General features: G+C 70.7%; 12 protein-coding genes and 2 pseudogenes. 9 read left to right on the plus strand and 5 right to left on the minus strand.

Annotation, left to right across the window (positions count from 1 at the left end):
- Window positions 1-288: 288 nt before the first annotated feature.
- A complete protein-coding gene (locus ACZ38L_RS36860) occupies window positions 289-1,131 on the plus strand; it encodes a helix-turn-helix transcriptional regulator (RefSeq protein ID WP_465701969.1) in 843 nt (280 codons plus the stop codon).
- A 67-nt stretch (window positions 1,132-1,198) separates the two neighbouring features.
- Here the strand turns inward: ACZ38L_RS36860 and ACZ38L_RS36865 are convergent, their stop codons facing one another.
- Window positions 1,199-1,918: an SDR family oxidoreductase gene (locus ACZ38L_RS36865; RefSeq protein WP_465701971.1), complete on the minus strand. Its 720-nt coding sequence runs from the start codon at window positions 1,916-1,918 to the stop codon at window positions 1,199-1,201.
- Window positions 1,919-2,223: 305 nt separating this feature from the next.
- On the opposite strand from ACZ38L_RS36865, the gene ACZ38L_RS36870 reads away from it, so the two are divergent.
- Window positions 2,224-2,484, plus strand: a complete 261-nt coding sequence (locus tag ACZ38L_RS36870; RefSeq protein ID WP_465701973.1) for a hypothetical protein — start codon at window positions 2,224-2,226, stop codon at window positions 2,482-2,484.
- Here the strand turns inward: ACZ38L_RS36870 and ACZ38L_RS36875 are convergent.
- Together ACZ38L_RS36875 and ACZ38L_RS36880 are read right to left on the minus strand one after the other, a co-directional pair.
- On the minus strand, window positions 2,448-4,274 hold the full coding sequence (locus ACZ38L_RS36875; RefSeq protein ID WP_465701975.1) for a zeta toxin family protein: 1,827 nt from the start codon (window positions 4,272-4,274) through the stop codon (window positions 2,448-2,450). The two genes, ACZ38L_RS36870 and ACZ38L_RS36875, sit on opposite strands and share 37 nt — an antisense overlap.
- A 62-nt stretch (window positions 4,275-4,336) precedes the next feature.
- A complete protein-coding gene (locus tag ACZ38L_RS36880) occupies window positions 4,337-4,780 on the minus strand; it encodes a restriction system modified-DNA reader domain-containing protein (protein ID WP_465701977.1) in 444 nt (147 codons plus the stop codon).
- A 318-nt stretch (window positions 4,781-5,098) separates the two neighbouring features.
- Between ACZ38L_RS36880 and ACZ38L_RS36885 the strand changes: the two genes are divergently transcribed.
- The 5 genes from ACZ38L_RS36885 (at window position 5,099) to ACZ38L_RS36905 (ending at window position 8,014) form a co-directional block, all read left to right on the plus strand.
- Window positions 5,099-5,293, plus strand: a complete 195-nt coding sequence (locus tag ACZ38L_RS36885; RefSeq protein WP_465701979.1) for a hypothetical protein — start codon at window positions 5,099-5,101, stop codon at window positions 5,291-5,293.
- Window positions 5,294-5,893, plus strand: coding sequence for an RNA polymerase sigma factor (locus ACZ38L_RS36890; protein ID WP_465701981.1), 600 nt, complete (start codon window positions 5,294-5,296; stop codon window positions 5,891-5,893).
- Window positions 5,894-5,898: 5 nt separating this feature from the next.
- Entirely contained in the window at window positions 5,899-6,669 is a 771-nt protein-coding gene (locus ACZ38L_RS36895; protein ID WP_465701983.1) for a hypothetical protein, read from the plus strand.
- A gap of 240 nt (window positions 6,670-6,909) precedes the next feature.
- Entirely contained in the window at window positions 6,910-7,086 is a 177-nt protein-coding gene (locus ACZ38L_RS36900; protein ID WP_465701985.1) for a hypothetical protein, read from the plus strand.
- Window positions 7,087-7,522: 436 nt separating this feature from the next.
- Window positions 7,523-8,014: an adenylate kinase family protein gene (locus tag ACZ38L_RS36905; RefSeq protein WP_465701991.1), complete on the plus strand. Its 492-nt coding sequence runs from the start codon at window positions 7,523-7,525 to the stop codon at window positions 8,012-8,014.
- On the opposite strand, the pseudogene ACZ38L_RS36910 reads toward ACZ38L_RS36905, so the two are convergent.
- Window positions 7,897-8,732, minus strand: a pseudogene (locus tag ACZ38L_RS36910) (LysR family transcriptional regulator); the annotation flags it as partial. The gene ACZ38L_RS36905 and the pseudogene ACZ38L_RS36910 sit on opposite strands and share 118 nt — an antisense overlap.
- A 261-nt stretch (window positions 8,733-8,993) precedes the next feature.
- Between ACZ38L_RS36910 and ACZ38L_RS36915 the strand changes: the two are divergent.
- Both ACZ38L_RS36915 and ACZ38L_RS36920 read left to right on the plus strand, forming a co-directional pair.
- The gene (locus tag ACZ38L_RS36915) at window positions 8,994-9,398 is read left to right on the plus strand and encodes a beta/gamma crystallin domain-containing protein (RefSeq protein ID WP_465701986.1); all 405 of its coding nucleotides are present in this window, start codon (window positions 8,994-8,996) and stop codon (window positions 9,396-9,398) included.
- 113 nt (window positions 9,399-9,511) lie between these two features.
- Entirely contained in the window at window positions 9,512-9,919 is a 408-nt protein-coding gene (locus ACZ38L_RS36920) for a beta/gamma crystallin domain-containing protein (RefSeq protein ID WP_465701988.1), read from the plus strand.
- 26 nt (window positions 9,920-9,945) lie between these two features.
- On the opposite strand, the pseudogene ACZ38L_RS36925 reads toward ACZ38L_RS36920, so the two are convergent.
- A pseudogene (locus ACZ38L_RS36925) lies at window positions 9,946-10,064 on the minus strand (transposase); the annotation flags it as partial.

Raw genomic sequence — 10,064 nt, forward strand, 5'->3', positions numbered from 1 at the left:
CCGCCGTCACCTCATCGTCGACCTGCCCTCGCGCACTCACAGCAGAACATCCTGCCGCACCCGCCAATCGAGATCTATCCCTGTAGTACTAGTGGCCCGCCCCTACGCTGATCCGTTCTAAATCCCTGGGGTGCCCCCAACCACGACCGCCCGCACGCAGGTCGCCCTGGACCGCCGGCTCCTCGGCCCAAGGGTGCGCTGTGCGGCTCGGATACCCTGACCGTGGACTCAGCACGCCCCCGGCGCAGCCCAGCCAGCCGGGGTACAAGGGAGACGGGGACAAGGGTCGTGGAAACCACGGAGCAGCGGCGGGAGCTCGCCGCCTTCCTGCGCAGCCGGAGGGCCCGGATCAGTCCGGAGGCGGCTGGCGTGCTGTACTCCACCGGGCGCCGCCGGACACCGGGGCTGCGCCGCGAGGAGTTGGCGGCGCTGGCCGGGGTGAGCGTCAGCTGGTACACCTGGCTGGAGCAGGGGCGCCGGATCAAGGTCTCCCGTCAGGTGCTGAGCAGCCTGGCCCAGGTGCTCAAGCTGGACGGTGTCGAGGCGCAGCACCTGTTCCGGTTGGCTGGCGAGGTGCCGCCGACCGGTCCGTGGCCGGCCGGGTGCGAGCAGATCGCCAGCCAGTACCTGTCCTTTCTGGATCAGTTGGACCCGTTGCCCGCCTGTATCACCAACTACCGCTTTGATGTGCTGGCCTGGAATCAGGGCTACTGCGCGTTGCTGCCGGGCTTCGCCGAACTGGCGCCGGAGCGCCGCAACAACCTGCTGCTCACCTTCGATCCGGACTTCCGCGATCTCTACCCGGACTGGCCGCAGGCCGCCGAGCACGTCGTGGCGCTGTTCCGCGGGCAGTCGGCGGACCAGCTGGCCCGTCCGGAGTACGCCGAGCTGGTCGAGCAACTGGCGGCGGAGAGCGCGGAGTTCCGCGAGCTGTGGGAGCGGATGGACCTGGTGGCGCACGGCCCCGCCACGCAGTTCTTCCGGCACCCGGTGCTCGGGCGGATCGAACTCGGTTACGTGAAGCTGCGGTTGGCCGACGCCGCCGCCACCCTGATCGCCTACCAGCCGACGGGGGATGATGGGCTGACCGACCGGTTCGGCGCCCTGGTGGCGGCGGGCCGGCCGGCCTGACCGGGAGCGGCGGCCGGGCCGGTGGGGTCGGCGCCGGTCGCCGCTGGGAGGGCGATCGGGCGCGCGGTCAGAGCGTGCTGCCACCGTCCACGAAGCTCAGCGCCCCGGTGGTGAAGGTGTTCTCCAACAGCTGCAGCACGGTGTGCGCGACGTCGTCGGGCTGCCCGATCCGGCCGACGGGGGTGCTCGCCACGGTCTGGGCGAACAGGCCCGTCCTGGCCTCGGCCGGGACGAAGTCCCACAGTGGGGTGTCGATCAGGCCGGCCACCACGACGTTCACCCGGATCGGCGCCAGCTCGACGGCCAGCGAGCGGCCCAGGCCGCCGATGCCGGTGTTGGCGGCGGCCGTCGCGCTCAGGTCCGGGTAGGGCTTGAAGCCGCCGCTGCCGGCGAGCAGCACGATCGAGCCGCTGGGCGCGATCTTGCGCCCGGCGTGCCGGATGCAGAGCAGCGGGCCGATGATCTTCGTGTCGAACGAGCGGCGGACCGCCTCGAGCGGCACCTCGTAGACCGAGCCGGGCGCCATGTCGCCGGGGCAGAGCACCAGGTGGTCGATGACGTCCAGGTCGGCGAAGAAGGCACGCACGCTCTCCTCGTCGGTGACGTCGATGACGCCGGTGGTGATGCCGTTGATCTCCTTGGCCGTGTCGGCGAGCTTCTCCTCGGAGCGCGAGCCGACCACGACTCGCGCTCCGGCCGCGGCGGCCTGGCGGGCCACCGCGCGGCCGATGCCGGAGCTGCCGCCGACCACGACGACACGGGTGTTGGACAGGATGCTTTCAGCCATGGGTCTTCTCCTGATGGATGCTGCCGAGGTTGTCGGAGCGGTGGCGCACACGGCGCTCGGTCCCGCTCGAGAACGACGATGACAGCTCGCCCGGGAGGTAGGCAGGCTCGCTTTTATCCTAGAAATTTCACCACCAGGCAAGCCGCCCACCTGCGAAGACGCCCGCCCCGGAAGGCAGGTCCGCCGTCCGGGGGAGCCCGGTCGGACCGTCGGGGGCGGGCCCATCGCTCCCGAGCAGCGGCGGGTCGAGGGCGAGGTGGTTCACCGTGCACAGTCCCGAAGACCCAGATGACCGTACTGACGCCGTGTCGGCGGATCCCGCCGCGCGAGGGGTGAGCTTCGCGGGAGTCGAGGAGGAGGCGGTGCGGGTGATCACCTGGTACGGGGAGCAGATCCTCGCGGAGCGCCGGCGGCCGGAGCCCGATCTGGAGCTCGTCAGCCGCCTGGTGGCCGAGCGGGGTGGGTGCGCGGCCGACCTTCGGCGTCTGCCGGAGGCGTCCGAGGCGGAGCTTCACCTGCTCGCGTCCGTCTACGACGCCAAGCTGAGGGGCACGGAGGGCGCGTAGCGCGGTGCGGGGAGGGATGCGGTCACCTGGGTGGCGCCCAGGCGTCCGGGCTGCAGGTGGGGTGGCAGCAGAGGCCAGGCCAGGCGGGTGATCTCGTCCAGTTCGGCGCGGTGCTGCGGCAGTGCCGCGCGCAGCCGGCGCTGATTGGCGAGGAAGTGCAGGGCCTCCTGCTCGGTGTAGGGCCGTACCCACCCGGCTGCCAGCGTCCGGGCGGCTCCGGTGGGGCTGGCCCATCGGCCGTCGGGGTCGAGTTCGTTGCGGAAGGTCGCAATGGCGTCGCGGCGCACGAGGCTGATGTGGTGTGCCAGCGCCAGCTGCTCAGCCTCCCGGACCGAGTCCAGGACGCCGCCCAGGCACTGGTTGTGCCCGGCGGCGCTGGTGTACCGGCCCGGTGCGACGTTGCGGCTGACCTCGGCGTAGCGCAGCGCGGTGCCCTGGCGGCTGTCGGAGGGCCGCACCTGAAGGACCAGCAGTTCGATACGGTGCGAGCGCCGCCAGGAGGCCGCGCTGCTGATGAACTCTTCGGCGCTGCCGGGGGCGATCTCGATGACGGCGTCCCCGCCCCGGCTGCGGACGTACTCCTCGGCCCGGGCCTGCCACGCCTTGTAGTCCGCCCGGATCCGTGCGCTCGCGGTGCGGGGGTGTTCGCGCAGCAGCCGCCGGTAGTCGGGATGGGCGGATTTGAAGTGGTCGCCCGAGATCCAGGTCGGCCGCCGCCGGCGCAGCGCGCGCAGCACCAGCCGGGCGGCACTGGTCTTGCCGGCGCCCGGCTGCCCCATGACGTACACGGCGACCGGCTGCTCGTGCGCGGTGATCTCCCCGAGGTCGCCGAGGATCAGGTTCTCCCAGATCCACTGGTGCTCCTCGACGGAGAGCCGGTGGTAGTCGACACCCGGCGGCTCACGGCGCGGCTGGGCGATCCGGCGCACCGGCTCGGACAGTGCGAAGGCCCGCTCGGCGTCGGCCCGCACCGTCAGCCGGCGTGCGGGCGGCACGGTGTCGGAGTGCAGGAGCACTTCGGCCCGCGAGGACTCCCGTCTGAAGACCTGCGTCTGGGCGGCCGACCACGGCTTGGCCCGCGCCGCGACCAGCCGTGCCGCCGCGGCGGTCGGATGGACCCATCGCGCGCCCGCGAGCTCGTTGCAGTACAGCGGCTCGAATCCGCGCCGCACGAGGGTGACCCGGTCGGCGAGGTGCTCGGCCTCGATGACGGCCAGGCTCTCCACCAGACCGGCCGCGCTGGCGTCCTGGTTCTCCCAGGACACGTACCGGCCGCTGCTGCCTTCGGCCAGGAAGCGCTCCAGGACGCCGAGCTGGCTCCATGCCAGCGCCGTGGCCAGGGCCACGACCTCGATCCGATGGCCAGCGCGCCGGTACGCCCGCGAACTGGCCCGGAACTCCTCCGGGTCGCTCAGCGCGCTCTCGACAACCGCGTCGAAGCCGTGCGCGCGCACGTACGCCTCGACGCCGGCCTGCCAGCGCCGCACGTCCGCCCGCACCTTCGCCCCCGCGCCACGCACGTCCTGAGCAAGCAGGCGGGCGTAGTGGCGGTGGGCGCTCTTGTACAGGTCGCTGCCGATGCGCACCGCGCCGCCGCGCCGGGCCAGCGAGGCCTGCACGAGGTCGGCGATCTCGGTCTTCCCGCTGCCGGGCGGGCCGGCCACAACGACGACCACCGGGCGGTCCTGCCGCACGGCGCGGCGGGTCCAGGCCGGCAGGATCACCCCTTCCAGCACCGCGTCGCTCTCGGCGTCGGACAGCATGTCCGGCGCCGCCTCCCCCTCACCCACCGCACCTCCAGGCAGTCCGCGACCAACTGTCCCTGCCCCCGCGCCTCCGGTTCGCGGACGGGTCAGGATCCGCTCTTCTGCTCTTGCTGCAGCCGGCTGCGCAGCTCCTGGAGGGTCTCGCCGGTCGCGCTGACGACGTACTGCGCCCAGCCGCTGATCTCCGTGCCGACCTGGGCCTTCAGGGCGGGGGAGGGCAGGGCGAAGACCTGGTCGTCCTCGATGCGGATCCAGCCGTCCGCGGTGACCGTCGCCAGGTAGGTGGTGCCCGAGCGCTTCTTGGTGTGGCGCAGCTGAGAGCCCGGCGCCAGCCAGCCGCGCTCGATGAACGGCATCAGCGCGCCGGTTCCCCGCCGCTCGGCGATCCCCCCGCCGGCGGCGGGCTCGGCGTCACCGAGCAGCAGACGACGCAGGACGTCGTTCGGGGTGTCCACCAGGGGCTCGCTGTGCTGCTGGAGGAAGGCGAAGACCTCGTCGTCGATCTCGATGGTGCGAGTGCTGCGGTTCACGCGGGCCCCTCCAGATTTATCTTTGACTTGGAGAACTCCACGATCTCCCAGATTCCCAGATAAAGTCAACGAGTGTGACCACACGGAGCTCCTGCCGTCGGCCCATCGGTGGCGAAGGCGCCGACCCGCCGCGTGCCCGGGTGTCGTCAGGGTGCGGGGGAGTGCGACGACAACTTGGATGATCATCATCCGTATTTGTTCACTCTCTTACTGTGAACGATCCGATTATGGGACCGGAATGCTGGGAACCCAGACCGCTCCGTTCTCCCCCACAGAACGTCACGGAGCGCCCGAAACCCGGCAAAAGGAAGCCAGCACGTGACGATCCGACTCTCCGCCTCCCATCCCACGCCCATCGCCACCCGGCCGCAGACCCCCGCCGCCGGCACCACGCTGCACCCCGGCCGTACCGCCCCGGCCTCCAGCCACGCCGGTCACTCCCTCACGGCCGGTCACCCCCGGCCCATCCGCTGGTCGCGTGAGGCTGTCCCCGACGCGTCGTGGGAGGCCTGAATGAGCGACGCCCCGCCGGCCGACGCCGCCAATACCCGAGCCCCGCTGCCGGTTCCCTTCCGCGGCTTCCACGAACTCCACGCCCAGCCCTACCTCGACTACGCCACCGCCCACCTCGCCGACGACGACCTCGCCCTCGAACTCGTCGACGACGTCTTCACCGCCCTCGCCGACCACTGGACCGATGTACTGGCCCAGCCCAACCCCACCGCCTACGCCTGGGCCCTGCTGCGCCGCGTCGTGGAAGCCGAGTGCGTCCGCCGCGACGAGCACCTGGTGCTGGTCGAGAAGACCGCCTTCGCCTACGCGATGCGCGAGAACGTGAAATCCCTCCTGGACGGCCTGGACGCCAGCGTCACCGACCTGGAGGACGGCATCACCCTCGCCGCCGCGATCCGCAGCCTGTCCGGCAGCAAGCACGACGTCATCGTGTTGCGCTACCTCATGGGCTACAGCGTGAACCGGATCGCCACGGTCACGGGAGTGGAGACAGCCACCATCCGCTCCCTCATCTGCCAGGCCAAAACCAAGCTGGCAGCCCGACTCGCCTCGCGCCGGCTCCTGCGCCCCGGCCCGATCAAGCACGACGACCAGGAGTGATTCATGTGCTCAGCCCACTCGACCACCTGCCCCAGGGTCCCGGTCTGCTGACCGGAACCCAGCCCCTCTACGACATCGAGGCCGGCCGCCGGCGGATCGCGGACAAACTCGCCGCCCGGCGCGGCCAGCAGCCGCCGACCGGCTACTGCCCCTGCGCCGCGGCCCAGCCCGGCACCGTCCCGCCCGCCCGGCCCGGCCAGAACTCCGACCCCGTGCGGGACCGCGCGGGACTGACCTTCCACGACCACGCCGCCCGGGACCTGAGCAACCTGTCCACGATCGTCATCAACGAGAACGGGGCACCCGCCTGGCTGGACGCCCTGGTCACCCGCCGACGCCTCGACCCCCGCGGAGAACTGGTCTTCGGCTGCCTGCTCCACCTCACCGACCGACCCCACGAAGCCCAGTTCTGGTGGCAGGCCGCCGCCGGCGCGGACAACCCGACCGCGGCCTACTGCCTCTACCTCCACCACGCCCGCCTCGGCGAGCTACGCGACGCCGACCACTGGTTCCAGCAGGCAGGCGAGCTGGAGAGCAACCCGGCCCGGGCCACCACCGCCACCAGGACACCGCAGCAGCCCCCGCTGCCGGAGGCACCGCTGCTCCAGTACTCGGCATGGCTCGGCCAGCCCATGCCCGACCTCCCGCTCCCCGACCGGGCGCTGCGCGAGGCCGTCGCGGACGGTCCCGCCGTCATCGACGACGACTACGGGCTGATCCGCCTGCCGACCGGCGAGGTCGCCGACCAGCTCCAAGAACTCGTCAACGCCACCTGAACCGCTTCCCGGGTCGTGCGGCCACCCCGCACGACCCGGGCCACCATGTTGCTCGTACCCGGGCCGCGAAGGCGTCCGCCGCCTTCCCCGACAGGCCTTCCACAGTGGCCGGCGCAGGCGATCACAACCCGCGCCCGCGGCCTTTCAGCGCCGTGTGGGGCTCGCCCGACCGCGCACCACCCCTCGCTCTCGGCCGGGCACAGCCGTGCCCACCGCCCAGCAAGAAGGAGAATCACGGTCATGGCCCGCAAGAACAAGAAGAAGCCCCGGTGCCGCCACCAGGCCCCCATCACCCAAGGCAGCCGCAATCCCCCGCGGGCGCGCCGCCTCCCGCCTGAGATCCTCGCGCTACTCACGACGCTCATCCCCGCGGTCGCCTCCGTCATCGCCGCACGCAGCGGCCACACCCTCCGGTAGTCGGAGCGAGTCAGCCTCCTGGGTGAACACTGGGCGACGCCGCACCCCGAACACATTCGAATGTGCTGGTGGTCATCAGAACCGTCTCACCGCCCCGCCCGGCAACCTGGACACCCGGTGAACGCGACCGCCCCCAACGCCGTCCTTCCCAACACCGGAATGATCGCAGCCGCCGGCGGCGCCTGGTACGCCCTTGCCGCAGTCGATATCCAGGACAACCACGTGGAACCGCTGGTCAGCGTGTTCGCCCCGGGACCAGGTCCGGCGCTGGCGCGTCGTACATGGGGGCATCCCCGGTCCTGAGGCCGAAGTCCAGCTGAGGAATGATGGGCTGATGCGCGTCGTCCTCTTACAACCACCAGTGTTCAGGCAGGAAGCCCCGGCCACTGCGCTGGCTGAGGCTCTAGCAGTGCCGCGGATCTCCTTCGGCGATCTCATGCGTGCCCACCTCGCCCAGGGCACCGAGCTGGGGATCCGGGCCGCCGAGATTATGAACTCCGGCAGACTGCTCCCGGACGAGATCATCACCGCGATCGTCCGCGACCACCTGCACCGGGTGGCCGATGCGGGCTTCCTCCTCGTTGGATACCCGCACAGCGTCGGCTTGGCGCTCGCTCTGGACGCGTTGCTCCGCGAGCTCGGCAAGCCCCTCGACGGCGTTCCGCACCTGCATCTTCCCGAGGTGGAGGTGGAGCGCCACGTCCGCCGCCTGGCGGGCCGTCGCCTCTGCCGCGGCGACCGGACCCACATCTTCGAGCCGTCGGTGGATCATCTCCTGGTCGATGACGTCTGCAACGTCTGCGGTGGGGAGTTGCGGTCGTGGGCCCGGGTGGCGAGCACGACGCGGCCGGGCTCGACGCCCTCCAGTGGGATGGCGGTGAGGTCCGGGCGCACTGGGCGGGCGGCGACGGTGATGAACACGGCCTGACCGGTGGCGGCGAGTTCGATCACGTCCTCGGTGGTTTCGGCGAGGGGGCCGTCGGAGGCCGGGAGCCCGTCGGGTCTGGGGTCGATGCGCCAGAAGGCGCTCATCGTCGGGTCGCAACCGCGCACCTTGGGCAGGGGCTCGTCGGCGATGTCGTCCAGGGTGACCGATTCCCGGCCGGTCAGCCGGTGGTCCAACGGCACCATCAGGACGCGGGGTTCGTCGTAGAGGGGGGTCACCTCCAAGCCGCCGGTCGCGAACGGCAGCCGGGTGACCATGGCGTCCACGCGGTGGTCCAGCAGGGCCCGGGGCCGGTCGGGCACGGCCAGGTGCCGGGTCGCCGCCTCGGCGCCGGGGTGATGCCGGCGCAGTGCGCGTACGGCCGCCGTGATGATGAGGCCCGGCGTGTAGCCGACGGTGATGCGGTCCGGCCGTGCGGCGGCCCGGGCACTCGCCGTGGCCTGGTCGGCGCAGTGCAGCAGCGTGGTGGCGAGGGGCAGGAAGACCTCGCCCGCCGGTGTGAGGTGGTTGCCGTGCGGTGTGCGTCGAACAGGCGGGTGCCGAGCTGCTGTTCAAGGCGGCGGATCTGCCGGCTCAGGGACGGCTGGGTGGTGTGCAGTGCCTCGTCGGCGCGGCGGAAATGCCGGTACTCGGCTACGACGGTGAAGTACCACACCAGGCGCAGGTCGAAGCGCACCTGAGGTGACGGAAATTCGGACATTATTTCGGATGGGTCCCTTGTCAGGGTGCTGATAGTACCTCAGATACTCCCGTGGGCAGGGCGATACACGCAGCGTATTAGCCCATACGGAACAGTCAATAGACATGAGATGCTCCGTGGCCGCACAGTAGGACCGTCGGCGGGGTGGTACCCGGGCCCGTCGGCAGGCCGATCCTCGCGTGACCGGTGGCCGGCGTTCGTCCGGCCGCGTATGTCCAAGGCGACGGCATCGCGTTCGTGCTGGACTAGAGGGAGACCCCCGTGGCGCACCTGAAGAACAAGATCACGTCTGCTCTCGTCGCTGGCTTGGCGACCGTCGGGCTGGCAATCGCCCCCGCCGGATTCGCGTCGGCGGCAACCGCCAAACCGGCTATCAGCACCGTCCCCTGCAGTAGCAATGACTACCTGCAGGTCTGGTTCCATCAGGAGTACGAAAACCCGCGCGCCGAGGAGATCTGCTTCGCCAACGCCGGGACGTACACGTTCCAGTTCCCGCAGTGCAGCGGCGGCCCCTGTTGGCTCGACGCATTCTCGACGGGCAACAACGTCGTGCAGTACGAGTCGGACCAAAACTGGCAGCCCAGCACCCCGGTCGGGAAGTACACCTACTTCGGCTTCCCGAACCACCCCGGCGGGGTAGAGCTCGACGCCATGAAGATCTTCTGATCCGGTCTGCCGCCTGACCTGTTGGAGGAGGTACGGCTGGCCGGCGCTTGTCCGGCCAGCCGTACCTCCAAGGCAACGACATCGCGTTCGTGCTGGACTAGAGGGAGACCCCCGTGGCGCACCTGAAGAACAAGATCGTGGCCGCTCTCGTCGCCGTCCTGGCGACCGTCGGGCTGGCAATCACCCCCACTGGAATCGCGTCGGCGGAAACCGCCAAACCGGCTATCGACGCCGTCCTCTGCAACAGCAGTGACTACCTGCAGGTCTGGTTCCATCAGGAGAACCAAAGCCCGCGTGCCGAGGAGATCTGCTTCGCCAACGCCGGGACCTACTCGTTCCCGGACAATCAGCAGTGCACCGGCGGCCCCTGCTGGCTCGACGCATTCTCGACGGGCAACAACGTCGTGCAGTACGAGTCGGACAACAGGTGGCAACCCGACACCCCGGTCGGGAAGTACACCTACTTCACCTTCCCGAACCACCCCGGCGGGGTAGAGCTCGACGCCATGAAGATCTTCTGATCCGGTCCCCCGGGCGGAGCCTGGGAGAGGGTCCATCACCCGCACCGCCTGCGGGCAGCGCTCCGCGACGACCGTGGCAATCCAGTCCGCGGCATCCGCGGACACGTGGGTGATCTCCGCGGAACGCTCAGGTCCGAGCAGGTCG

The sequence above is a fragment of the Kitasatospora sp. NPDC024654 genome (genome assembly GCF_055559155.1).

Excerpts from the sequence above, each read along its gene's own strand:
- ACZ38L_RS36865 (WP_465701971.1), bottom strand. The coding sequence starts at position 1,918 with ATGGCTGAAAGCATCCTGTCCAACACCCGTGTCGTCGTGGTCGGCGGC.
- ACZ38L_RS36890 (WP_465701981.1), top strand. The coding sequence starts at position 5,294 with ATGAGCGACGCCCCGCCGGCCGACGCCGCCAATACCCGAGCCCCGCTG.
- ACZ38L_RS36900 (WP_465701985.1), top strand. The coding sequence starts at position 6,910 with ATGGCCCGCAAGAACAAGAAGAAGCCCCGGTGCCGCCACCAGGCCCCC.
- ACZ38L_RS36905 (WP_465701991.1), top strand. The coding sequence starts at position 7,523 with ATGCGTGCCCACCTCGCCCAGGGCACCGAGCTGGGGATCCGGGCCGCC.